21 protein-coding genes are annotated in these 24,457 nt (G+C 65.9%); 12 read left to right on the top strand and 9 right to left on the bottom strand.

Translation table 11 applies throughout. From position 1 onward, the window contains the following. Positions 1–158: 158 nt before the first annotated feature. Complete coding sequence (glcF, locus tag ACSQ3P_RS28405; RefSeq protein WP_436168800.1) at positions 159–1,535, top strand: glycolate oxidase subunit GlcF; 1,377 nt, start codon at positions 159–161, stop codon at positions 1,533–1,535. A gap of 235 nt (positions 1,536–1,770) precedes the next feature. Here the strand turns inward: glcF and ACSQ3P_RS28400 are convergent, their stop codons facing one another. After that, entirely contained in the window at positions 1,771–2,475 is a 705-nt protein-coding gene (locus ACSQ3P_RS28400) for a DUF3053 family protein (protein ID WP_436168799.1), read from the bottom strand. Between the two features lie 161 nt (positions 2,476–2,636). On the opposite strand from ACSQ3P_RS28400, the gene hisS reads away from it, so the two are divergent. The 4 genes from hisS to ACSQ3P_RS28380 all read left to right on the top strand — a co-directional run bounded on the left by hisS (position 2,637) and on the right by ACSQ3P_RS28380 (position 7,603). Further along, positions 2,637–4,241 carry a histidine--tRNA ligase gene (hisS, locus tag ACSQ3P_RS28395; RefSeq protein ID WP_436168798.1) on the top strand — a complete coding sequence of 535 codons (1,605 nt, stop codon included), beginning with the start codon at positions 2,637–2,639 and terminating at the stop codon, positions 4,239–4,241. Positions 4,242–4,465: 224 nt separating this feature from the next. Then, positions 4,466–5,578, top strand: coding sequence for an ATP phosphoribosyltransferase regulatory subunit (locus ACSQ3P_RS28390; protein WP_436168797.1), 1,113 nt, complete (start codon positions 4,466–4,468; stop codon positions 5,576–5,578). Then, complete coding sequence (gene hisG / locus ACSQ3P_RS28385) at positions 5,575–6,549, top strand: ATP phosphoribosyltransferase (protein ID WP_436168796.1); 975 nt, start codon at positions 5,575–5,577, stop codon at positions 6,547–6,549. Before ACSQ3P_RS28390 ends, hisG begins: the two co-directional genes overlap by 4 nt. Positions 6,550–7,120: 571 nt before the next feature. Next, on the top strand, positions 7,121–7,603 hold the full coding sequence (locus ACSQ3P_RS28380) for an META domain-containing protein (RefSeq protein ID WP_436168795.1): 483 nt from the start codon (positions 7,121–7,123) through the stop codon (positions 7,601–7,603). A gap of 379 nt (positions 7,604–7,982) precedes the next feature. Here the strand turns inward: ACSQ3P_RS28380 and ACSQ3P_RS28375 are convergent, their stop codons facing one another. The 3 genes from ACSQ3P_RS28375 to groES form a co-directional block, all read right to left on the bottom strand. Then, a complete protein-coding gene (locus ACSQ3P_RS28375; RefSeq protein WP_436168794.1) occupies positions 7,983–10,070 on the bottom strand; it encodes an ABC transporter ATP-binding protein/permease in 2,088 nt (695 codons plus the stop codon). Positions 10,071–10,402: 332 nt separating this feature from the next. Next, positions 10,403–12,040 carry a chaperonin GroEL gene (gene groL, locus ACSQ3P_RS28370; protein WP_436168793.1) on the bottom strand — a complete coding sequence of 546 codons (1,638 nt, stop codon included), beginning with the start codon at positions 12,038–12,040 and terminating at the stop codon, positions 10,403–10,405. A 47-nt stretch (positions 12,041–12,087) separates the two neighbouring features. Beyond that, positions 12,088–12,375 (bottom strand): co-chaperone GroES, encoded by a 288-nt coding sequence (gene groES, locus ACSQ3P_RS28365; protein WP_069690314.1) that lies wholly within the window; start codon positions 12,373–12,375, stop codon positions 12,088–12,090. Between the two features lie 217 nt (positions 12,376–12,592). On the opposite strand from groES, the gene ACSQ3P_RS28360 reads away from it, so the two are divergent. Next, complete coding sequence (locus tag ACSQ3P_RS28360; protein ID WP_436168792.1) at positions 12,593–13,048, top strand: MarR family winged helix-turn-helix transcriptional regulator; 456 nt, start codon at positions 12,593–12,595, stop codon at positions 13,046–13,048. 66 nt (positions 13,049–13,114) lie between these two features. Continuing rightward, entirely contained in the window at positions 13,115–13,582 is a 468-nt protein-coding gene (locus ACSQ3P_RS28355; protein WP_436168791.1) for a PaaI family thioesterase, read from the top strand. A 2-nt stretch (positions 13,583–13,584) separates the two neighbouring features. Here the strand turns inward: ACSQ3P_RS28355 and ACSQ3P_RS28350 are convergent, their stop codons facing one another. Further along, on the bottom strand, positions 13,585–14,193 hold the full coding sequence (locus tag ACSQ3P_RS28350) for a LysE/ArgO family amino acid transporter (RefSeq protein WP_436168790.1): 609 nt from the start codon (positions 14,191–14,193) through the stop codon (positions 13,585–13,587). A 101-nt stretch (positions 14,194–14,294) separates the two neighbouring features. Between ACSQ3P_RS28350 and ACSQ3P_RS28345 the strand changes: the two genes are divergently transcribed. Then, positions 14,295–15,200, top strand: a complete 906-nt coding sequence (locus tag ACSQ3P_RS28345) for a LysR family transcriptional regulator ArgP (protein WP_436168789.1) — start codon at positions 14,295–14,297, stop codon at positions 15,198–15,200. Positions 15,201–15,240: 40 nt separating this feature from the next. Here ACSQ3P_RS28345 and ACSQ3P_RS28340 read toward each other — a convergent pair whose 3' ends face one another. Beyond that, positions 15,241–16,065 (bottom strand): helix-turn-helix domain-containing protein, encoded by an 825-nt coding sequence (locus tag ACSQ3P_RS28340; protein WP_436168788.1) that lies wholly within the window; start codon positions 16,063–16,065, stop codon positions 15,241–15,243. 84 nt (positions 16,066–16,149) lie between these two features. Here ACSQ3P_RS28340 and ACSQ3P_RS28335 point away from each other — a divergent pair, with 84 nt between their 5' ends. Both ACSQ3P_RS28335 and ACSQ3P_RS28330 read left to right on the top strand, forming a co-directional pair. Continuing rightward, the gene (locus ACSQ3P_RS28335) at positions 16,150–16,650 is read left to right on the top strand and encodes a hypothetical protein (protein ID WP_436168787.1); all 501 of its coding nucleotides are present in this window, start codon (positions 16,150–16,152) and stop codon (positions 16,648–16,650) included. 23 nt (positions 16,651–16,673) lie between these two features. Beyond that, positions 16,674–17,048, top strand: a complete 375-nt coding sequence (locus ACSQ3P_RS28330; RefSeq protein ID WP_436168786.1) for a VOC family protein — start codon at positions 16,674–16,676, stop codon at positions 17,046–17,048. A 17-nt stretch (positions 17,049–17,065) separates the two neighbouring features. Here ACSQ3P_RS28330 and ACSQ3P_RS28325 read toward each other — a convergent pair whose 3' ends face one another. The 3 genes from ACSQ3P_RS28325 to ACSQ3P_RS28315 form a co-directional block, all read right to left on the bottom strand. Continuing rightward, on the bottom strand, positions 17,066–17,908 hold the full coding sequence (locus ACSQ3P_RS28325; protein ID WP_436168785.1) for a DMT family transporter: 843 nt from the start codon (positions 17,906–17,908) through the stop codon (positions 17,066–17,068). Further along, positions 17,905–18,408, bottom strand: coding sequence for a GNAT family N-acetyltransferase (locus tag ACSQ3P_RS28320; RefSeq protein ID WP_436168784.1), 504 nt, complete (start codon positions 18,406–18,408; stop codon positions 17,905–17,907). The genes ACSQ3P_RS28325 and ACSQ3P_RS28320 overlap by 4 nt, the downstream gene beginning before the upstream one ends. 63 nt (positions 18,409–18,471) lie before the next feature. After that, entirely contained in the window at positions 18,472–19,236 is a 765-nt protein-coding gene (locus tag ACSQ3P_RS28315; protein ID WP_311910523.1) for a sulfite exporter TauE/SafE family protein, read from the bottom strand. A gap of 138 nt (positions 19,237–19,374) precedes the next feature. Here ACSQ3P_RS28315 and ACSQ3P_RS28310 point away from each other — a divergent pair, with 138 nt between their 5' ends. Next, positions 19,375–20,805, top strand: coding sequence for a lipopolysaccharide biosynthesis protein (locus ACSQ3P_RS28310; protein WP_436168783.1), 1,431 nt, complete (start codon positions 19,375–19,377; stop codon positions 20,803–20,805). Positions 20,806–21,318: 513 nt separating this feature from the next. Next, positions 21,319–24,393 (top strand): autotransporter outer membrane beta-barrel domain-containing protein, encoded by a 3,075-nt coding sequence (locus ACSQ3P_RS28305; protein ID WP_436168782.1) that lies wholly within the window; start codon positions 21,319–21,321, stop codon positions 24,391–24,393. Positions 24,394–24,457 lie beyond the last annotated feature (64 nt).

Genomic DNA, 24,457 nt, shown 5'->3' with positions numbered 1-24,457 from the left:
GGCAGGGGTGAGGGACCGCCGTGGATTGCAAGGGGAACAACGGAGCAGTTGCACCTTTTTGCCGCCACGGCACACCCTCATCCGGCGCTCCGCGCCACCTTCTCCCATCCGGGAGAAGGAAGAGCCGTTGCGGGTGACAGGACGATCAGAGCGTAACCATGCAGACCAACTTCTCCCCCGCCCATCTTGCTTCCGATCCGCGCTTGCCGGCGTCGGAAAAAATCTTGCGCACCTGCGTGCATTGCGGCTTCTGCACCGCGACCTGCCCGACCTATCTCTTGCTCGGCGACGAGCTCGATAGCCCGCGCGGGCGCATCTACCTGATCAAGGACATGCTGGAGAACGGCAAGCCCGCCACCGAAGAGGTGGTGAAGCATGTCGACCGCTGCCTCTCCTGTCTCTCCTGCATGACGACCTGCCCCTCGGGGGTGAACTACATGCACCTCGTCGACCATGCCCGGGCCCATATCGAGGAGACCTATGAGCGCGGCTTTGCCGACAAGGCGCTGCGCCGCCTGCTCTCAGTGATCCTGCCGCATCCCGGCCGCTTCCGGCTCGCCATGTTGGGCGCGATGCTGGCAAAGCCCTTCGCGGGCGTGCTCGGCAGCCTGCCTGGCGTCGGAGCGCGCCTGAAGGCGATGCTGGCGCTGGCGCCCGCCCGCCTGCCGTCGCGTTCGACGATGGAGGGGCCGCAAAGCTTCCCCGTCACCGGCGTGCGCCGCAAGCGCGTCGCGCTCCTGTCGGGCTGTGCCCAGCCGGTGCTCGATCCCGCGATCAACGAGGCGACGATCCGCCTGCTGACGCGTCATGGCGTCGAGGTCGTGCTGCCCAAGGGTGAGGGCTGCTGCGGCGCACTCGTCCACCATATGGGCCGCGAGCATGACGCGCTTGCCTTCGCCCGCCGCAACATCGACGCCTGGATGGCCGAGGTCACCGGCGAGGGGCTGGATGCGATCCTGATCACGGCCTCGGGCTGCGGCACCACGATCAAGGATTACGGCTTCATGTTCCGCAACGAGCCGGCCTACGCCAAGACGGCGGCGACGGTCTCAAGCCTCGCCAAGGATGTGACCGAGTTCCTCGAGACGATCGATCTGCGGCATGCGCGCGATCTCGCGATCCCGATCGCCTATCACTCCGCCTGCTCGATGCAACATGGCCAGCAGCTCAAGGACGGTCCAAAGCGCCTGCTCTCGGCCGCCGGCTTCAAGGTCAAGGAGGTGCCGGAGGGCCACATCTGCTGCGGCTCGGCCGGCGTCTACAACATCCTCCAGCCCGAGATCGCCGGACAGCTGCGCGAGCGCAAGATCGGCAATATCGAGAAGACCCGGCCGGTGCTGGTCGCGACCGGCAATATCGGCTGCATGACCCAGCTCGCCAAGGGTTTCGCCGACAAGGGCGCGAAGACGCCTGTGGTGCACACGGCCGAATTGCTCGACTGGGCGACGGGCGGCCCCTTGCCCGACAAGCTGGCCGCCGCGGGGATTGCCGATGTGCCGGTCAGGGAGCCGGCGCGGCTGATTGCTGCGGAGTAGCGAGGTTCGTTCCTTCGTAGGGGCGGCTGACTGAAACCGGCCGACGCGGGAGCCGCGACAAACTCTTCCCTTCTCCCCTGGCGGGAGAAGGTGGCGCGCAGCGCCGGATGAGGGGGGCGCGCTGCCGTGTCCGGTTGGCGTCGTGTTCGGCCAAGCGGAAAGCTCACAGCGCCCCCTCATCCGTCTCGGCTTCGCCGATCCACCTTCCCCCGCCAGGGGGAAGGGAGGGCGCGCCCTAATTCCCGAAAACCGCCCGGCGCAGCGTCTGCTGCGCCTCGGCCATGCCGCGCTGTTTGGCGTTCATCGCTTCGAGCGCGGCCTGGACTTTGGTGCGCAGCGCGGGGTTGGAAATCTCCATCTGCGAGCCGTTGAGCTTGATCGCCTTCCGGTTGCTCTCGATCAGATCGGCAAGCGCGATGATCGCTGCGAAGGCGTCGTCGGCGGTCGGGAAAATCTGGCGGAACGCGGTGGCGGGCGCGGTGACGGCTTTGTCGTAGACCGCGGCATAGACACCAGCGAGATCCTCGGGCTGCTTCAGCGCCGCCTTCTCGCTGCCAGCCGCCGTGAGTGCCTGGTCAAGCGCGTCGCGCATGCCGACGAAGCCGCTGCGCACGGTCATGAGATCGGCCTTGCGCGCGACGATATCCTCGATCGAGCGTGGCATGCTCTTGGCCAGCGTCTCCTGCATGGGTTTGGCGACGGAGGCGTTCATGCGCTCATGGAAGCGGGCGATTACGGCATAGTGCTCGGCATAGGCGCCGAAGGATTTCTGCTTCTCGGCGTCGGGTTGCGGCAGGCGTAAGCCCGTCTTGGAGAGCACGTCATCCTTGAGGAAGGTGATGAAGGCCTTGCGCTGGTCGGCCTCGCTGGGGCTGCAGGCGCTCAGCAGGCAGGCCGCGAAGAGGCAGGCGAAGACGCCCAGGAGCCGGCGGGTGATCATGTCTTCCCCCATGCTGCGCCGCGCGATGCCGCGGCGCTGTCATTGCCAAACCAGCGCGATGACGGCCGCTGCGCTTGCCCCTGGCGCGCCAGCGGGCTAACCCGGCGCGGAAGAACCCAGCGGCGCCGGCCGCTGCCGCGCATGACCGAGAAGTAGATCCCATGTCGAAGCCCGACAAGCTCAAAGCCCGCCAGCCGCGCGGTTTCGTCGATCGCGGCCCCGCTGACGTCGCGGCGACCGAGCGCATGCTCGGGGTCATCCGCGAAAGCTTTTCGCGTTATGGCTTCGATCCCGTCGAGACGCCCTTCGTCGAGTTCTCCGACGCGCTCGGCAAATTCCTGCCCGATCAGGACCGGCCCAATGAAGGCGTCTTCTCCTTCCAGGACGATGACGAGCAGTGGCTTTCGCTGCGCTACGACCTGACCGCGCCGCTCGCCCGCTATGTCGCGGAGAATTACGACGCGCTGCCGAAGCCTTATCGCAGCTATCGCGCCGGCTATGTCTTCCGCAACGAGAAGCCGGGTCCGGGGCGCTTCCGCCAGTTCATGCAGTTCGACGCCGATATCGTCGGCGCAGGCAGCGTCGCGGCCGATGCCGAGATCTGCATGCTCGCGGCGGACACGATGGAAGCGCTCGGGATCAAGCGCGGCGACTATGTCGTGAAGGTCAACAACCGCAAGGTGCTCGACGGCGTGATGGAGGCGATCGGACTGGGCGGCGACGACAATGCCGGCCGCCGGCTGACCGTGCTGCGCGCGATCGACAAGCTCGACAAGTTCGGGCCGGAGGGCGTGCGCCTGTTGCTCGGTGAGGGCCGCAAGGATGAGAGCGGGGATTTCACGAAGGGCGCGGGACTTACTACTGCTGAGCAGACCCGTATGATGAACTGCACCGTCAGTTTTGAGCGCATTTCAGACACTGCTGATCATCCAGATCGTAACTTGAACGACATGGTCATAGACTCGAGTGGCTCGAAATTTGTCGATAATATTCGCGCCGCTCAATCGTTGTTGGACCGTGCCGAGAGTGAGACGAGCGCAGAAGGTGCTAGGGATCTGTTAGCGATAGCCCGTCTCTGCGAAGCTGCGGGGTACGGTTCGCAACGTATCGTGGTTGACCCCTCAGTCGTCCGCGGCCTCGAATACTACACCGGCCCGGTCTATGAGGTCGAACTGACCTTCCCGGTCACCAATGATGACGGCCAGGTGGTGCGCTTCGGCTCGGTCGCCGGCGGCGGGCGCTATGACGGGCTTGTCGGCCGCTTCCGGCCTGAGCCGGTGCCGGCGACGGGTTTCTCGATCGGCGTGTCCAGGCTTTATTCGGCGCTGAAGGCGGTGAAATCGCCCATCGTCGACGCCAAGGCGGAACTCCCGCTCGTCGTCGTCACCGCGATGGACAACAAGTCGCCCGAGCACATGCCGGGCTATCAGGCCTTCGTCTCGCAGCTGCGCCAGGCCAAAGATGAGGCGGGCAAGCCCTTGCTGCGGGCCGATCTCTATCTCGGCTCCTCGGGCTTCAACGCCCAGATGAAATATGCCGACAAGCGCGGCGCGGTCTGCGCCGTCATCCAGGGCTCGTCCGAGCGGGATGCCGGCACGGTGATCATCAAGGATCTGATCCTGGGGGCCGAACTCGCCGCCGCCGGGCGCGAGGTCAAGGATTCCGCCGAGCACAAGGAGCGGCAGGCGCAGGCGCAGTTCGCCGTGCCGGTGGCGGAGCTGGTCGAAGGGGTGAGGCGGGTGCTTGCCCGTCATGCTCGAGCTTGACCCGGGGCTCCAGCTGTCATGCTCGCCCTTGTGGCGAGTATCCACGTCTTGGTCGTAGCGCGCGACGGCGGACGACGTGGATGGTCGGGACGAGCCCGACCATGACGACGAGGCGCTCCGCCCGAGAACGACGCCTCACAACTCCCGTTCACCCAATTCCCTAAAAACCGTCGAAAATACCGCACGCCGCTGCTAGGACAGCGGCCGCAACAGGATCAACCGCCGTGCCCGCCATCCGTGCCAGCATCGAGACCGTGATCGCGCTTTTCGCGCGTGAGGGCTATGGCCGCGCCGAGCCGGCGATCCTGCAGCCCGCCGACGTCTTTCTCGACCTCTCCGGCGAGGATATCCGCCGCCGCATCTTCATGACGCAGGATGCCGAGGGGCGCGACTGGTGCCTGCGGCCCGAATACACCATTCCCGTCGCGCTCGATCACATCGCCTCGCGCTCGACCGAGCCTGCCGCCTATGCCTATGCCGGCCCGGTCTTCCGCATGCGCTCGGGCGAACCCGGCGAGTTCTCGCAGGCCGGGCTTGAATCCTTCGGCCGCACGGATTTTGCCGCTGCCGATGCCGAGATCATGGCGCTGACGATAGAGGCCGCCGCCGCGCTCGGGCTCGCCCAGCCGAAGATCGTGATGGGCGATGTCGCCTTGCTCAACGCCTTGCTCGACGGGCTCGCCGTGCCCCAGGGCGCCCGCCGCCGCTTCATGCGCGCGGCCGTGCAGGGCAAGGGCGCAGACGCCGTCGCCGCGCTCGACGCCCCGCAGCCTGAGGGTGATGCCGCCCATGCCGGCCTGCTCAAGGCGCTGGAAGGCCAGGATCCCAAGGCGGCGAAAGCCTTCGTCGAGGATGTCTTGTCGATCGCCGGCATCTCGACGGTGGGTGGCCGCACGGCCGGTGACATCGCCGAGCGCTTCCTGGCGCGGGCGGCCGAGCGTGAGAACCCGGTCAATGCCGACGTCAAGGCGCTGCTTGGCCAGGTGCTCGCCATCTCCGGCGATCCCGACACGGCGTCGGCCTCCCTGCGCGCGCTGGCCGAGCGCGCCTCGCTCGATCTCGGCCGCCAGCTCGACGCTTTCGATGAGCGCACCGGCTTCCTTGCCGTGCGCGGGGTCGATGTGACGCAGATCGCCTTCGCCGCCGGTTTCGCCCGCAATCTCGACTACTACACCGGCTTCATCTTCGAATTGCACGATGCCGCCCGCGCTGACGGCAAGCCGGTCGCCGGCGGCGGGCGCTACGACCATGTGCTGGGGCGGCTCGGGGCGCCCGGTTCCATTCCGGCCGTGGGCGCTTCGCTCTGGCTCGACCGGTTGGCTGGAGACAAGTCATGAGCGATCCGGCCCTCGTCCTCGCCGTTCCCTCCAAGGGCCGGCTGCAGGAGAACGCCACCGCCTTCTTCGGCCGCGCCGGGCTGAAATTCGTGCAGTCGCGCGGCGCGCGCGATTATCGCGGCACCATCGCCGGGCTGGAGGGAGCCGAGGTCGCTTTCCTCTCGGCCTCCGAGATCGTCGCCCAACTGGCTTCGGGCGCGGCCCATCTCGGCGTCACCGGCGAGGATCTGGTGCGCGAGCAGGTTCCCGATGCGGATGCCGCCGTCGAGATGCTGACCCCGCTCGGTTTCGGCCACGCCAATGTCGTCGTCGCGGTGCCCCAGGCCTGGATCGACGTGCGCACCATGGCCGATCTCGACGACGTCGCTTCGACCATGCGCATCCGCCAGGGCCGCAAACTGCGCGTCGCCACGAAATATGTGAACCTGACCCGCCGCTTCTTCGCGCAGCACGGCCTTGCCGATTACCGCATCGTCGAGAGCCTGGGCGCGACCGAGGGAGCACCGGCCGCCGGCACGGCCGAGATCGTGGTCGACATCACCACGACCGGCAGCACCTTGGCGGCCAACGCCCTGAAGGTGCTCGACGATGGCGTGATGCTGGCGTCGGAAGCCAATCTCGTCGCCTCCGTGCGGGCGCCCTGGGGCGCACGGGCGCGCGCTGCCGCGACCGCCATCCTGTCGCGAATCGCCGCCGAGGAAGAGGCGCGCACCGTGCGCGAGATCCGCGCCCGCGATATCGGCGCGACGCCGGAAGCGCTCGAGGCGATCACCGCCCAGTTCGGCGCAAGGCTGCCTTTCGGCCTGGCCGGGCAGGGCGGCGTGCAGGTGCTGCACTGCCCGGAGAAGTCGGTCTTCGCGCTGGTCGAGCATCTCGCGCGCTCGGGCGCGGACGAAATCACGGTGAGCGCGCCCGATTACGTCTTCCGCAAGGCCAATCCGCTGATCGAGCGGCTGCTGGCGCGCATCTAGAGCAATTGAACGATCCAGCTGGATCGTTCAATTGCTCTAGACCTTTGTTTTGACGCGTTTTTTCCACGCGAACCGGTATCCACTTCGCGCGAAAACGCTTTAGCCGCCGCGCCGGAAACGGGGCGGCGGAGATTGCTGATGTCGACGAGCGCAGAGACTGTTCGGAAACACCCTGAGCCCTCATCCTGAGGAGCCGTTCCGGCAGGAATGGCGTCTCGAAGGATGCTCCAGGAGGCTCCCGAACCATCTGGAGCATCCTTCGAGACGCCGCTTCGCGGCTCCTCAGGATGAGGGCTCGAATTATCAAACAGTCTCTCAGGCCCCATAAATCCCGCAATTCGGGTCCATGGCTCACCTTCCTGATTGATCCCGGAACAATACGCCGTTACGCGCTTTCAACAGGGAGAACCCGTGCGAGAGCCGGATGATTTCAGCTGGAATCACGAAGTGATCCCAGCTGAAATCTGAATCCGTCTCTCATCAAAGAGTTAGAGCAGGATCAATGCAAAAAACCGGTTTCCACTTTTTGGCATCCTGCTCTAGCGTCACGGGCATGACTGCGGGTGATAAAATGACGAACCGACGCCTTGGCTATACCGCCCTTCTCGCCGTGCTCGTGCCGATGGCTTCGCTCATGGCTGGCTCCGCCGAGGCCCAAAGCCGGCGCGGCCGGCAGGCGCCCCAAGAGCAACAGCAGCAGATTCCGCCAGCCGAGCAGGAGAAGTCCTTCCCGACCGGCGCCTCCTGGGCCGCGAGTTCGCTCAACGGCAAGCCGATCTCCGACCGCCGCGCCACCTTCCTGATCGACGCCAATCTGCGCGGCACGGGCTTTGGCGGCTGCAACACCTTCTCGGCCGCCGCCTATCCGCTGCGCCAGCAGGGCCTTGTGGTCGGGCCGATCGCGCTGACCAAGCGAGCCTGCGACAAGGGGCTGCTCGATTTCGAGCGCGCCTATCTCACCGCACTGCGCGCCGCCCGCAAGTGGGACCTCGTCGACGGCAAGCTGGTCGTCCAGGGCGCGGCCGGCGAACTGCGCTTCGACCGCGGTCTCTGAGCGCGGGCTGCCATTGTCATTTCGGGGGCAGGATCGAACCTGGAACCTCGGCATAGAACCCTCTCCAATCCAAGTCGGATGTTTCCGACTTGGAACACTATCAATGCCAATCTCGGGCAAGCCCGAGATTGGTGGGAGAGGGCAGGGTGAGGGGTCGGCCGTTTGACGCTTTGACCGCGGCCTCACCGCTGCTTCGCTGTGAGGTTTCGACGCCACTGGTCCAGGGGCCTACACCTCACCTCTGCCCCTCTCACTGAACCCGGGTATACCCGGGTTCAGTACTCAGAGTGTCGAAGTCGGGTGGGCCCGACTTCGATGCAGGAGAGGGGGGCCCCGCGCCCCGGAATGACCGCGCGTTTCCGGGCACAAACAACCAGTTCTAACCGACCATCTCCCGGCTTTCCGCCTTGGGGCTGAAGGTGCCGTCCTCGTTCGGCTGCATGGTCACGATCGAATCGTGCATCGCCCGCAGCGTCGAGCGGTGGCCGATCGAGACGATCTTGGTCTGCGGCAGCGCCTGCTCCATCGCGGCATAGATCTCGCCCTCCAGCTTCTCGTCGAGCGAGGCCGTCGCCTCGTCCAGGAAGAGCCAGTCGGGCTTGGCCAAGAGGGCGCGCGCCACGGCCAGGCGCTGCTGCTCGCCGCCGGAAAGGCGCTGGCCCCAGAGATCGACCTCGTCCAGCCGCTCGGAGAGATGGCCGAGCTTGGTCAGCTGCATCGCCGCCTTGATCTCGGCCTCGCCATAGGCATCAAGCGGTGCGGGATAGGCAAGCGCTGCACGCAGGCTGCCTTGCGGCAGGTAGGGGCGCTGCGGCAGGAGCATGATCTCGGCTCCGGCCGGGATGCCGACCTTGCCTTGGCCGAAGGGCCAGATGCCTGCAATGGCGCGAAACAGCGTCGACTTGCCCGAGCCCGAGGGGCCGATGACCAGCGTCCGCCGGGCCGTGCCGAGGTCGAGATCGCGCACCCGCACGATCGGCTGGCCGTTGGGCAGGCTCAGCGTGGCCTCGTCGACATGCACTGCATCGCCCTTGGCGGGTACCTCATGGATGCCCTTGTCGCTGGCGCTGGCCGCCTGCGCGATCGCGGCCTCGAAGGTGGTGAGGCGGTTGATCGAGGCGACATAGGACGCGATCGACTGATAGCGGTCGATGAAGAAGGACATCGCGGTCTGGACCCGGTCGAAGGCCGAGGCGACCTGCGTCATGATGCCGAGCGTGATCTTGCCCGAGAAATAATGCGGCGCGAGCAGGATATAGGGCACGACGACATTGGCCTGGCCGAAGGAGAGCGTGAAGGTGGTCAATCGAACGCGCGCCCAGACGAGCCTGTAGAAATTGGTGACGATGTCGCCGAAGCGCTCGCTGAGATGCTTCTGCTCGGCATTCTCGCCGCGCATGAGCGCGATCTGTTCGGAATATTCGCGCAGCCGTGCCAGCGAGAAGCGGAAATTCGCCTCGCGCTTCTCCTGTTCGAATTCGAGCCCGATCAGCGGCTTTCCGATCCGATGGGCGATCCAGGTCGCGGCGATGGAATAGATCAGCGCCATCCAGAAGATGAAGCCGGGGATGGTGATGTCCGTACCGGGCAGGACACTCGCGACCGGTATCGACCACAGGATGATCGAGAAGGAGACGAGCGTGGAGACCTGCGTGAGCAGGGGCAGCGCGAAATTATAGGTCTGGTTGACGAAGGCGCGCGTGTCCTCGGCGATACGCTGGTCGGGGTTGTCGGCATTTCCGGCGAGCGAGACCCTGTAGTGATTGGAATTGCCGAGCCAGGCGCTGCTGAACTTCTCGGCCATCCAGCGCCGCCAGCGGATCAGCAGCGTGTAGTTGGCGACGATTTCGATCAGGTTGGAGACGACCGAGATCGCCGCCCAGACGCTGAACACATAGATCAGCTGGTACCAGAAGCTCGCCGCATCCTTCTCCTGGATCGCGTTGTAGAAATCGCGGTTGAAGAAGGACAGCCTGAGCGAGATCGCGACCTGCAATTGGTTGAGGACGACCAGGAAAACCAGCAGGAGCGTGCCGAGGCGGCCGGCGCCGATCCGAAAGGACTTCAAGGGCCATAGATGTCCGGTGGTCAGCTCCGGAGCCTCGAAATAGGGCGAGGCCAGCCTGGCGATGCGGGCGATGCCGGGGACGAAGGAGATGGCGTAGACGATCAGGCCGAAGACCGCGATCGTGATCGTCAGGCTGGCCGGCGGCACGAGCGCCTGCCAGGCCTGGGGCCAGGCGCCGGATTGGGCGACCAGGAAGGCCGCGCCGGTGAGCACATACTCCACGCCGAAGATGATCGAGAAGATCCTGAGGAAGGTCGCGATCGCGACGGCCCGCCATGTCGCCGCGGCAAGCAGCAGGCCGATGACGCCCATCCCGATGGCTCCGGCGCTGCCGCTCTGCTGGCCCAGGATGAGGGCAATCACGGCAAGCACGGCGACGGCGATGCTCAATGGGCGCATGGGCGGGGATCCTGCGGAAATGGCGGGGGATGACGAGGTGCCATCGCGATTCTGACCATGTCGCAGAGGATGCGGCCATTCAATGGCGGCACCGGAAGATCAGCAAATTGTCATCGGCCGGACATGAAAAAGGCCCGGCTTGCGCCGGGCCTTTCCCATTAACAGTTGGATGGAGGTTTGGATCAGAAATCCATGCCGCCACCGAAACCGGGCTTGCCCGGTTTCGGCACTTTGTCGTCTTGGGCGACTGGACTTCCTCAGAAGTCCATGCCGCCACTGGAACCGGGCATGCCCGGTTCCAGAACCCTTGGAAGATGGGCGTTTGGATTTCCTCAGAAATCCATGCCGCCCATGCCGCCGCCGCCCATCGGGGGCATCGGGGAGTCCTTCTTCGGCAGCTCGGCGATCATCGCCTCGGTGGTGATCAGCAGGCCAGCGATCGAAGCCGCGTCCTGGATCGCCGTGCGCACGACCTTGGTCGGGTCGATGATGCCGGCCTTGACCAGATCGCCGTAGACGCCGGTCTGGGCGTTGTAGCCGAAGGCGTAGTCCTTGGACTCGAGCAGCTTGCCGACCACGACCGCGCCGTCATCGCCAGCGTTGTCGACGATCTGCTTGGCCGGGGCCATGATCGCCTTGCGGACGATCTCGACGCCGGTCTTCTGGTCGTCATTGGCGGTCTTGATCGCCTTGACGGTCGAGAGGGCGCGCAGGAGGGCGACGCCGCCGCCCGGCAGGATGCCTTCTTCGACCGCAGCGCGGGTCGCGTTCAGGGCATCGTCGACGCGGTCCTTCTTCTCCTTGACTTCGACTTCGGTCGCGCCGCCGACGCGGATCACCGCGACGCCGCCAGCGAGCTTGGCCAGACGCTCCTGGAGCTTCTCACGGTCGTAGTCCGAGGTGGTCTCCTCGATCTGCGCCTTGATCTGCGCGACGCGGCCCTCGATGTCTTTCTTCTTGCCGGCGCCGTCGATGATCGTGGTGTTCTCCTTCTCGATGCGCACCTTCTTGGCACGTCCGAGCATGGCGAGCGTCACGGTCTCGAGCTTGATGCCGAGGTCTTCCGAGATCATCTGACCGGCGGTCAGGATCGAGAGATCCTCAAGCATCGCCTTGCGGCGATCGCCGAAGCCCGGAGCCTTGACGGCCGCGACCTTCAGGCCGCCACGGAGCTTGTTGACGACGAGCGTGGCCAGAGCCTCGCCTTCGACGTCCTCGGCGATGATCAGCAGCGGCTTGCCGGTCTGAACGACGGCCTCGAGGATCGGCAGCATCGCCTGAAGCGAAGACAGCTTCTTCTCGAAGATGAGGATGTAGGGATCCTCGAGCTCAGCGACCATCTTCTCGGCGTTGGTGATGAAGTAGGGCGAGAGATAGCCACGGTCGAACTGCATGCCCTCGACGACGTCGAGCTCGGTCTCGGCGGTCTTGGCTTCCTCGACGGTGATGACACCCTCGTTGCCGACCTTCTGCATGGCGGTCGCGATCATCTTGCCGACCGACTCGTCGCCGTTGGCCGAGATGGTGCCGACCTGCGCGACTTCCGCGTTGGACGTGACCTTCTTGGAGTTCTTCTTGAGGTCGGCGACGATGGCTTCGACAGCCAGATCGATGCCGCGCTTCAGATCCATCGGGTTCATGCCGGCGGCAACCGACTTCAGGCCTTCGCGCATGATGGCGGCGGCCAGAACGGTGGCGGTCGTGGTGCCGTCGCCGGCAGCGTCGTTCTGCTTCGAGGCCACTTCGCGCACCATCTGGGCGCCCATGTTCTCGAACTTGTCGGCGAGCTCGATCTCCTTGGCGACGGTAACGCCGTCCTTGGTGATGCGCGGGGCGCCGAACGACTTGTCGATCACGACGTTACGGCCCTTGGGGCCGAGCGTGACCTTGACGGCGTTGTTGAGGATTTCGACGCCGCGCAGCATGCGGTCGCGTGCGTCGGTGGAGAACTTGACGTCTTTGGCAGCCATAAGAGCTACTCCTTACATGAAAACGGGGATGGGCGGTCGCTTGGCGTTCAGCCGATGACGCCCATGACGTCGGATTCCTTCATGATCAGGAGATCCTGGCCATCGATCTTGACCTCGGTGCCCGACCACTTGCCGAACAGGACGCGATCGCCCTTCTTGACGTCCAGCGGGGTCAGTTTGCCGGCTTCGTCGCGGCCGCCCGGGCCGACGGCGATGACTTCGCCCTCTTGGGGCTTTTCCTTGGCGGTATCGGGGATGATGATGCCACCCTTGGTCTTCTCTTCGCCATCAAGGCGACGGACCACAACGCGGTCATGCAGCGGACGGAACTTCATGGTTCTGTCTTCCTCTTGGATCTAATTCGATGCGGGCGCTCAATGGCGAACCCACGATGGGCACCTGTTAGCAGTCTCAGGTATCGAGTGCTAACCGATGGCGGGGAGATAGGCGCGTCGCCTCGGAGAGTCAAGAAATCATCCGGCCATAAAGTGAATGCGGAGGGGGCGCCGGGGGCTTGCTGCCAAAGCTGGTTGAACACGCTAGCATGGCGAAATGACGACACCTGTGCCCGATCCCCGGCTCGACGATATCGCCCGTTCCTGCGTGGCGCTGCATGTGCGCATGACGGCGCGGGCGGTGACGCGGGCCTATGACGAGGCGATGCGCCCGAGCGGGTTGAAGATCACGCAGTTCGTGCTGCTCTCGGCCCTGAGCACCGGCGCCTGGCGCTCCGTCACCGAATTGGCCGAGCGCTTCGCCCTGGAGCGCACCTCGCTGACCCGCAATCTGCAATTGCTGGCAGCCGAGGCGCTGATCGTTCCCGTCGAGTGCAAGGGCCGCGCCTCGGTCTATGCGGTCACCGAGAAGGGCAGGGCGGCGATCGAGGCCGCCATCCCTTATTGGCAGGCAGCGCAGGAGCGGATCGAGGGCGGGCTCGGCAAGGAGCGCTGGAGCGAAACCCGCGAGGGCCTGAAAGCGCTGCGCCGCGTCGCACGCCTTGCGGACTGAGACGCGGCTTGACCGGCGGTCCTTTTGTCACTTAACGTGTATCTACACAATAAGTGAGAAGCAGTGATGGCGCGCGAGGTCGGAGTCGTTTCCCGTGAGGTCCTGCTGGCCGAGGATGGGCTCAGCTTCCTGCGCGGCCTGGCCGAGGGCCGCCATCCCGGCGCGCCCTTCGCCGATGCGATGGATCTTGATCTCGTCGAGGTCGAGGAGGGGCGCGTCGTCTTCGTCGGCAAGCCCTCAGCGCGCTTCTTCAACCCGCTTGGCACGATCCATGGCGGCTGGACGGCGACGATCCTCGATTCCGCCATGGCCTGCGCTGCGCACACCACGCTGAAGGTGGGCGAGGGCTACACGACGCTGGAGATGAAGCTCAACTATGTCCGCCCGGTCATGCCCGATAGCGGCACGGTGCGCTGCGAGGGCAAGCTGATCCATCGCGGCGGCAGCGTCATCACCAGCGAGGGCCGGTTGACCGATGCGCGCGGCAAGCTGCTCGCGCATGGCTCCGAGACCTGCATGGTGCTGCGCGGCTGAGATCAGGCGCTCAGCGCCAGCCTGGCCGCAATCATCCACATCGTGGCGGCAATGGCGGCTTCCAGGGCCCGCCATGCCGACGGCCTGGCGAAGAACGGGCGCAGCCAGCGCGCGCCATAGCCGAGCGCGAAGAAGAACAGGAAGGAGGCGGTGACCGCGCCCGCGCCAAAGACGGGTTCGAACCCGGGAAACTGCGTCGAGATCGTGCCGACCAGCACGACGGTGTCGAGATAGACATGCGGGTTGAGCCAGGTCAGCGCGAGACAGGTTATCAGGGTCTGCCGCAGGCCCGCCGCCCTGCCATAGCCGGTGACGAGCGCCTCATTGGAGCGCAGCGCCGCATGCAGGCTCTTTGCGCCATACCAGAACAGGAAGGCCGCCCCGGCATAGCGCATCATCGGATCGATCCAGGGCGAGAAGGCGGAGATCTGCCGAAAGCTGCTGACGCCGAGTGCGATCAGCACGCCGTCCGACAGCGCGCAGGCGAGGCAGACGGCGAACACATGCTCGTTGCGCAAGCCCTGGCGGAGCACGAAGGCGTTCTGCGCACCGATCGCGAGGATCAGGCTCAGGCTCACGCCGAGGCCCGTCAGATAGACCGTCACGTTCATGCTGTGGCTCTCTCCGGCTGCCGGGGTGGCATCGGAGCTAGCTGCCGCCATGGGATTAGGCTAGTTAATGCTGCTAAGGCAGATTAAGCAGTGCTAATTCCATGCTCGATTACTCCGCATTGCGCGCCGTTGCCGCGGTGGTCCAGGCCGGCAGCTTCGAGCGGGCCGCTCACAGCCTCAACGTCACGCCATCGGCTGTATCGCAGCGCGTCAAGCAGCTCGAGGAGCGCCTCGGCCTGGTGCTCATCGTCCGCGGTGCGCCCTGCGTCGCGACCGAGAAGGGCGCATGGCTATGCCGGCATATGGAACAGGTCGGGATGCTCGAAGGCGAATTGCTCAGGCATTTGCCAGCCGCCGGGAGCGGCGCTGCCCGCCACAAGGTCACGCTGCATGTCGCGACCAATGCCGATAGCCTCGGGACCTGGTTCCTCAAGGCCGTCTCGCACTTCACCCGGCGCTCCGAGCATCTGCTGAACCTCGCCGTGGACGACCAGGACCATACGGCCGAGTGGCTGCAGCGCGGACATGTGGTGGCCGCGGTGACGAGCCTGGGCAAGCCGGTCCAGGGCTGTCGGCGCGTTGCCCTGGGCGCGCTGCGCTATCGCGCGACGGCCAGTCCCGATTTCATGGCGCGGTATTTTCCAAAGGGCGTCACGCCAGACACGCTCGCCCTGGCGCCGGCCTTGACCTTCAACCAGAAGGACCGTCTGCAAAGCCAGTGGCTCCAGCAGGTCGCAGGGCGGAAGCTGGCGCATCCCACCCATTGGCTGCCAGCGACGCAAAGCTTCGTCGATGGCGCCGTGATGGGCATAGGCTGGGGCATGAATCCGATCCAGCTCGTCGACGAGCATTTGCGCTCGGGCCGCCTGATCGAGCTGATCCCCGATACGCCGATCGACATTCCGCTGTTCTGGCAGGTCAATCGCCTGTCCGCCGATCATCTGGCGGAGCTGACCCGCGAGGTTGTCGCCGTCGCCAGGAGCGAGCTGGTCGACGGAAAGCTGTGAGCGGGCGGCCTGGAAAAGGACGCATAGTCCCTGACAGCCTCTAGGCGGCGCGGTTCCGGCTCGCGCGATAGGCGCTGGGGCTTTTGCCCATCGCCAGGCGGAAGTGGCGGTTGAAGGTCGAGAGATCGCCGAAGCCGCAATCGAAGGCGATCTGCGCGACCCCATGCTCCGCGCCGCGCAGCAGGAGCGCGGACCGGTGCAGGCGCGTCCTGAGCAGGAACTGATGCGGCGTCATGCCGATCAGTGCCTTGAATGTCCGCAGGAAGTGATACGGGCTCATCGCCGCCTCCCGGGCGAGCTGGGTCAAGCTCAGCGTCTCCTGGGAGCGCGCCTCGATGCACCGCAGGACCCGGGTGATGCGGCGCGCGTCACGCGCTGTCGGCGCGGCGGTTGCGGGCGGCTCGTCCGCGAGCCTTGCCGCCACGGCACCGGCCAGCCGGACGGCGAGCTCCTCATAGGCGGCAGCGCCGCCGTCGCTGGTCGCCATCTCGGCTATCAGGCCCGCAAACGCCGGCGAGGGCGGCAGATGGGCGCGCGAGAAAGCGAGCCGCCGCACGCCCGGGACGCCGGCAAGGATGTCTTCCAGATAGGCCGGGTCGAACTGGAAGGCGAGGCAGCGGTCGCCGGCCGCATGGTCGTGGCCGCACTCGAAGCAGGCCCCCTGATTGCCGAGCAGGAGCGCGCCCGGCGCGAGCAGCGCGGCGCCCTGGGCGGAGCGGTAGCTGAAGCTGCCGCTCATCACCGCCGCGATGCAGCAATGCGCGTGCTGTTCCTCGAAGGTGCGGTCGGCAGGCCCGGCCGTGCAGGTGATGTCCCGCACGCGCCAACCGGGGCCCGAGGCCAGAAGATGCGAGGTCGCAGTCATCGCCGCAGTTTAGCAATTTTCCCCAAGCGCCGGGAGGGGCGGGGGCTCTAGATCGAGGGATATGCCCCCAGCGGGAGCCCGAACATGGCAGCAGCGTCAGCGTCCTTCCTCGACATGCTTCACGCGGATGCGCCTGCGCCTGACAGGGTCGGCGGGTTGGCGCTCTATGGCTGGCTCATCGGTGCCTGGACGATGGACGCGATCATTCATGCCGATGATGGCGCCCGGCATGAAGCCAAGGGAAGTATCGGCTTCGGCTGGGTTCTGGAGGGACGCGCGATCCAGGATGTCTGGATCCTGCCCGGTTTCTTCCATGGCACGACGCTGCGGGTCTATGACCCTGAGCTCGATGCTTGGCACATCCTTTGGAGCGACCCGCTGAAGCAATACTACGCACGCCAGATCGGCCGCGCCGAAGGCAGTGACATCGTCCAGCTCGGCAAGGCCGGGGACGGCGTCGCGATACGCTGGCGCTTTACCGAGATCGCGCGCGATTCCTTTCGCTGGCTTGGCGAATCTTCACCCGATGACGGTGTGAGCTGGAGGCTGCAAGCCGATGTCCAGGCACGCCGTACGCTTCCCTGATCCGCCCTAAAAAGGAGATGACTATGCTCGATCATGTTTCCATCGGCGTTGACGAGATCGCCCGCTCGAAGCGCTTCTACGATGCCGCGCTCGGCGCGCTCGGCTATCGCTGTCTCAGCGAGGACGAGGCCTCATTGGGCTATGGCCGGGACGCCGTCGCCTTCTGGCTCGGCGCGGTCGCGACGCCGGTGCCGCCCGACCCGGGCTCGAACCTGCATTTCTGCTTCGTCGCACCGACGCGGCAGAGCGTGGATGCGTTCCATGCCGCGGCGATCGCGCAGGGCGGGGCGGACAATGGCCGGCCCGGCCTGCGGGAGTCCTATGGCCCCAACTACTACGCGGCTTTCGTGGTCGACCCGGACGGCTATCGCATCGAGGCCTATTGCGCCGCTGCCTGAGGTCGAGGCCGTCGGTGTCAGCGCCGGCTGACCGCGATCGCGCCGGCGACGATCAGCAAGGCGCCGGCGAAGGTCGTGAACAGCGGCACCTCTGCGAACATCAGGTAGCCGAGCAGGCTCGCCCAGATCAGCGCGGTGTATTCGAGCGGCGCGAGACGTGACGCCTCGGCGCAGGCATAGGCTGAAACCAGCATCAGATGCCCGCCGACGCCAAGTGCGCCGGCCAGGGCATAGGTCCCGATGTCGGCCCAATTCATCGGCACGAAGGCGAGCGCGGCGGGGATGGCGAGGCACAAGGCCGGTCCGCCATTCTGGAACAGCACGATGATCGCCGGATGCTCCTTCTGCGCGATGCGCCGGAGCAGGACCAGATTGAAGGCATAGGCCACGGCCGAGAACAGGGCGGCCGCAACACCGAGCTCGGCGTTGCTGACATGGCCCTGCAGGCGCGGCCAGACCATGATGAGCATCCCGGCGAGACCGAAGCCGAGCGCCTGGAAGACGCGTCCGCTGAGCTTTTCCTTGAGCAGGAGGGCGCCCAGCAGTGCGACGAAGACGGGGGCCAGGAAGGAGAGTGTCAGCGCCTCCGCCATCGGCAGGAGCGAGAGCGAATAGAAGAAGCTGCTGGCGGTGAGCACGACGACCGGAACGCGGATCGTATTGCCGATCAGGCTTGCCCGCGTCGGGCGCGACGGCCGGGCGATCGCGACGAAGATGAGCGCGAACAGGCTGCCCATGGCGAAGCGCATGAACAATGCAGGGAAGAAGGGGTGCGCGCGCATCTGCCCCTTGACCACCGCATCCATGGCGGTGAGCAGCGCGATGCCGAGGACGGCACGGAGCGCCGTCGGGAGCGTCATGTCGAGACACCGGTCAGGCGCTTGCGGAAATGATACTCCCAGGTCTCGGAGACGTCGGCGAGATAGCGCGCCGCCGGCCAGCGCACGAAGCCGAGCTTCTCATAGAAGCGGTGGCCGCGCGCGAAGCGCGTATCGGACCACAGCATCATCTCGCCATAGCTGCCGGCCTCGGCGAAGCGCAGCGCCTCAGCGAACAACGCCTGCGCCAGGCCGGAGCCGCGAAAGGCCGGGTCGGCATAGACCTTGGTGATCTCCGCCGCGTTCTGCTCGGGCACGGGCGTGACGCCGAGCGAGCCGGCGATGCCGCCGCCGGGCGCCTCGGCGATCCAGAGCCGGCCGCCTTTCCCTGCGAAGTGGCTGGCGGGCGCGCGCAGTTCGGGGAATTCAGACCATTCGAAAAAGCAGTTCGGATACTCCGCGAAGCTCGCGGCGATGAGGGTGGCGAGCGGCTCGGAATCGGAATCGCGAGCGTCGCGGATGGGCGGGAGCAGGGCGGTCATGGCGATCGCTTACGGCTTATGCGGCCGCACGAATAGGGTGTGGTTCCGCAAGTCCGCATTCCCTCAGCGCAACAGCGCGAGCGCCGCATCGACCGAAAGCTTCGCGGCGGCGACGGCGAGCAGGCCGTAGCACCAGATGAACAGCGTCTTCTGGTCGAGCTTGCGATGCACGACATGCCCGAGCCAGATGCCGATCGGCACGGCCGGCGCGAGCGCGAGAGCTCCCCACAGGGCCTCGGTATGCTTCAGCCCGAGCGCGAAATAGGGCGGCAGCTTCAGCCAGTTGCCGAGCGTGAAGAGCGCGATGGTCGTGCCCACCAGCGTGCTCTTGGGCAGGCCGCGCCCGAGCAGATACATCGCGACCGGCGGTCCGCCCGCATGCGCGACGAAGGTGGTGAAGCCCGAGGCTGTACCGGCCAGCAAGGCAAGCTTGCCCGAGACCGGGCGCGAGCCCGGAGCCGCAAGCCGGCCCTTCAGGAACCATTGCGCGGTGAAGGCGAGCGTCGTCAGCCCGATCAGAAGCGTGACGATGCGCGGATCGATCCGGACGAAGACGAGATAGCCGATGCCGATCCCGACGACGAGGCCGGGCAGGAGCCAGACGAGGTCGGGCTTCGACCAGGTCGAGGCGCCGAAGCTGCGCAGCGCCATCATGTCCATCAGCGAGACCAGCATGGCGACCATGATCGCCGCGTCGAGCGGCTCGGTGACGATCGCCAGCAGCGGAATGCCGAGAATGGCGAGCCCGCCGCCGAAGGCGCTCTTGCCGATGGCGATGACGAGCGTCGTCGCCCAGCCGACGAGATAAAACAGCGGTTCGCTCGGCATCAGATGGACTCGAGGTCTCGCTGCGCTGCTTCCGCTTGGAAAACCGCATCCGGCCCGCTAGGCCAAAGAGACGGCACGATTCCGGCGCTTGCCTGAGTCGAAGGATCCCTGCCGCATTGGCGCCGAGACCGAGACGACATGACCGTCCTGCTGCCCTTCGTCATCAATGCCGGGCTGAACTTCGTCCTCGGTCTGCTCATCGCCCTCTTCCTCGGCCCGGCCGAGTTCGGCCGTTACGCCATAGGCGCGGCCATCATCGTGCTGGTCAATACGGCGCTGCTCGACTGGCTGAAGATATCGGCCCTGCGTTTCTATTCGCTGACGACGCGCGAGACCCAGCCCGAGATCCGCGCGACGCTCGACCTCCTGGTCGCGGGCATCAGCGTCTCGCTCTGCGGCCTGCTCGTCGTCGCCGTTGCGGTTGGCATCGACTTCAAATTGCCCGCGATGCTGCTCGCAGCCGCTGTGCTGGCCGGGATCGGCGCCGGGCTGTTTGATTATCACGGGGCGATCGCCCGGGCGCGCTTCCTCGATGCCGCCTATGCCCGGCTGATCATCGTCAAGAACATCATGGCGCTGATCCTGATGGTCGGCGGAGCCTGGCTGACGCAGGATCCGACCGTAGTGCTGCTCGGCGGCCTGCTCAGCGCCGCGGTCTCGCTCCTGGCGGTACGCCGCGCGCTTGCCGATGCGCCGCTGTCGCTCGCCGCCGCGCGCAAGGATGTCGCCTGGAGCTTCTTCGTCTACGCGCTGCCGCTCGTCGCCGGCAATGCGATCTATTCCTTGATCCCGCTGCTCAACCGTTCGCTGCTCGCTGATGCGCAGGGCTATGCCGAGGCCGGCTATTTCTCGCTCGCTTCCGATATGGGCTTGCGCCTGTTCGGGACGCTGGGGGCGACGCTCGAGATCGTGCTGCTGCGCGAGATCATCCGCCTCGACGAGACGCGTGGCCGGATCGCCGCGCAAAAGCGCATCGCGAGGAACGTCCTGCTCGTGCTGATGGTCGCCTTGCCGGTCGCGGTCGGGCTATGGATGGTGCTGCCGGCCTTCGACCGGCTGATCGTGCCGCCGAGCTTCCAGGGTCGTTTCGCCAACTATATGGCGATCCTGATCCCGGGCTTCGCCGCGATCACGATCTTCCAGGCCGCCTTCTATCCGGTCTTCCTGATCGGCAAGCGCACCGGCATCGCGACGCTCGCCGCGCTGCTCGGGCTTGGCGTCAATCTCGCGCTCGGGCTCGGCCTGGCGTCGACGCTCGGGCCGGCCGCCTATGCCTTCGGCCAGACGGCGGCCTTCCTCGTCGTGCTCGTGGTAATGGCGACTGCGGCCCTGCGCGTGCTGCCGGTTCTACCGCCGCTACGCGATTGCGCCCTGGTCGTTCTGGCGGCAGCTGTGATGGCGGCCGTGATCTGGCCGCTGCGACGGCAATTCTCCGCCCCGGTCGAGCTAGCTTTGCAGATCTCCATTGGCGTTGCGGTCTATGGCGCGCTCATCCTTGCCTGTGACGTCGCGCGCTGCCGCACGACGGCGCGGCTCTGGTGGGCGGCCCGGCGAATCGGGCGCAGCTGAGAGGCCCCTTAGACGCTTGAAGCGAGAGCGAAGCGCGCAGCGCAACGTGACGTTGTGCGCCGGTAATCCGGAGAAGATTGCGATTAATTTCAATGGCTTCTTCGATTATCGCGTGAATTTTATGTAATTCATTCGTCACAATAGGCATTTGTTTTTCGAAGCTATATTCAGAGCGATAAAAATCAGGATGATTTCGCTTTGGGATGGCGAATCTAATGGCTTGATTTCCAAGGAAACCTTGCGGCATTTGCCGAATTTTGGAATCAAACTAGACGGCGGCCCTAATCTCAGTAACATTGAGAAACAATAAGCTGTCGACCTTCATCCCGTGGTCCCGACATCTGATGACGGCACGTCGAGGTGCCGGGGGCTCGATCCGCGCACCCGCAACAGGGCGAGCGAGACCATGGAACGATCGGAGGACGACGGAATAATTGCTAGGGAGATGGCTGATCCATGGGCTGGCGTCACTACGATCGGATTCTGTCGACAACTTCCGCTCTCGTCCTTTTCATGGCAACCGACACCGTCTGGGCCGCTTGCGGCCCGACCTCCGCCGGCAATGATGTCGTCGTCTGCGACGCGACGCCGCCCGACCCGACGGTCGCGCCGCTCAATCTCCAGGCCGGTGACGACAGCCTGACCGTCAACGCCGGCACCCTCAGCGGCGGTATCACCGGCGGCGCGGGAACCAAGACGGTGACGCTGCTTGGCGGCACCATCGCGAGCTACACCAACACCGACCCGGCCGGCATCTCCAACATCACCCTCTCACCGGGCAGCACCGTACTGATCTCCGGAGGCGTGACGACGGGACCGGGTGCCGACCGGTTCGAGATCAATGCGGGCACGGTCAACGGCGCGGTCCAGCAAGGCTCCGGCATCGATACCTTCATCATGACCGGCGGGCAGGTCCAATCGCTGCAGCAGGGCGACGGGCGCGATATCTTCGTCATGTCCGGTGGGACGATCGTCGGCGCCTTCGAGGATGGCGACGTCGCCACCATGACGGGCGGCAGCATCGGGCGCGTCGACATGAAGCTCGACAACAACATCTTCGACATGTCGGGCGGCACGATCATCGGCAACCTGGTGACCGGCTTCGGCAATGACACCATCACGATTTCCAGCGGGACCATCGGCGGCAATATCAGCGTCAGCGGCGGAACCGATATCGTCACGATCACGGGCGGCGCGATCAGCGGCAATATCCTGATGAGCACCGGCGACGATGCCTTCACCTGGGCCGGGGGCGGCACGATCGGCGGCTTCGTCGATATGGGGCCGGGCAATGACAGCGCGACATTGCGCGACCTGAATCTGCCGGCCACGCAGCGCATCATGGGCGGCGACGGCATCGACACGATCACGCTTGGCGGGGCCGGCCTGTCCTCGCTCAATGCCAGCCTCGTCACCGGCTTCGAGTTCCTGACCAAGACCGATCCGGGGACCTGGATCCTGAGCGGGTCGCTCACCGACATTCAGGTCGCGACCGTGCAGCAGGGCACCTTGCGGCTCACCGGCGACAATTCGGCCTATGCCGGCCAGATGATCATCGACCCTTCCGGCACGCTCGAAGGCCGGGCCCAGAGCATGACGCCGACCGTGACCAATAACGGCCTGGTGCGCTTCACTCAGCCGGATGCGGGAACCTATGCGGGCATCATCTCGGGGACGGGCGCGCTCGAGAAAACCGAGGCCGGCACGCTGAGCCTGAGCAATACGAACAGCTATACCGGCGGCACCACCATCACCCAGGGCACGCTGCAGCTCGGTATCGGCGGCACCACGGGCAGCATCCTCGGCGATGTCGTCAATAACGGCACATTGGCCTTCAATCGCTCGGACATCGTGACCTTCCCCGGAACCGTCTCCGGCACCGGCTCGCTCACCCAGCTCGGTACGGGCACGACCGTGCTGACGGCAAACAACGGCTATACCGGTGGAACCACGGTCAGCGCAGGCACGCTGGCTGTCGGCAATGCCGCCAGCCCGCTGGCAGCGCTCTCCGGCGGTGGTCCGGTCACGGTGGCGGGGGGAGCGACGCTGGGCGGCTATGGCACGGTCACGGGCGCGGTCACGAACAACGGCACGATCGCGGTCGCGGATGCGGTGGCCGCTTTCGCCGGCGCTGCGAAGGGCGATTTCACCATCGCCGGCACCTTGACCAATGCGGGGCTCGCGCAGGTCGGTGGAACCGGCATCGGGAACAGGCTGGTCGTTTCCAACTATGTCGGCCAGAACGGCCAGCTCGGCCTCAACACCTTCCTCGGCAGTGACGGCTCGCCCTCGGACAAGCTCGTGATCAACGGCGGAACCGCGAGCGGCAGCTCCGCTTTGCAGGTCAGCAATGTCGGCGGGCCCGGCGCCCTGACGGCGGGCAGCGGCATCCTGGTCGTCGATGCGGTCAATGGCGGCACGACGAGCACCAGTGCCTTCTCGCTGGCGAGGCCGGTGGCGGCAGGCGCCTATGAATATGTCCTGTTCCACGGCGGCACGACGCCTGGCACCGCCAATAACTGGTATCTGCGAAATGCCGTCGTCGCAGCCGCCGCTGGCGAGCCGCCGCCAGTTGCCGCATCGGGGTCTCCGCCGCTTCCGCCGGCTCCTCCGGCAGGCTCAGCGCCGGTGCCGCTCTACCGTGTCGAGGTTCCGATCTATGCCGCCATGCCCGCCATGGTGCGCCAGCTCGGGCTGGCGACTTTGGGCACCTTCCACAAGCGCCAGGGCGAGCAGGGGCTGCTCTCGGGCGAGGGCGGCATGCCGGCGGGCTGGGGCCGCGTCTTCGGCGAGCGCACGAACCAGCGCTGGTCCGGCACGGTCGATCCGGAGTTCGATGGCCGGATCTGGGGCTTGCAGGCCGGGCTCGACCTCTACGGCATCGATCGGCCGAGCGGCCATCGCGACAGGTTCGGCCTGTTCTACGGCTATGGGCGTGCCGATGGCGATGTGCGCGGATTTGCCCTCGGCCAGCTGCGCAACCCGGTCGGCAAGCTCGTTCTCGACGCCAACAGTCTGGGCGCTTACTGGACGCATCTGGGCCCCTCCGGCTGGTATCTGGACGCGGTCTTGATGCATAGCTGGGTCGATGGCGACGGGCGCTCCAATCGCGGCGTTATCGGGAAACTCGACGGCACTGCCGTGACAGCGTCGCTGGAAGGCGGCTATCCGATCGGGCTCGGAGCGGGCTGGACGCTGGAGCCGCAGGCGCAATTGATCTGGCAGCATCTCTCGCTGGGCACAGTGCAGGACCGCTTCGCCACCCTGGCCCTCAGTGCCAGCGACGCTGTCACCGGTCGGATCGGGGCGCGCCTGCAGGGCGCGTTCCAGGCCGGCTCCGTGCAGTGGCAGCCTTATCTCAACCTCAATCTCTGGCACAATTTCGAGCGGACCGACAAAGTCACCTTCGACGCCGCCGATGTCATCTCGACCAAATTCGACGGCACCTCGCTCGAGATCGGCGGCGGCGTCGTCGCCAAATTGTCGTCGGCGGTGAGCCTTTACGCGGCGGCCGGCTACACCAGCGCGCTGGGCGGCAAGGACCGGCGCTCGGTGCAGGGCAATCTCGGTCTGCGCGTGACCTGGTGAGCAACGCTTCGTTCACCCTGTCCCTTGCCTGATCGCTAAGGTTAATTCGTTGATTTAACGGAAT

The organism is Allobosea sp. LjRoot9 (assembly GCF_964252745.1).
Classification (GTDB): domain Bacteria; phylum Pseudomonadota; class Alphaproteobacteria; order Rhizobiales; family Beijerinckiaceae; genus Allobosea.
This window is presented reverse-complemented; position numbering and strand designations above follow the sequence as displayed.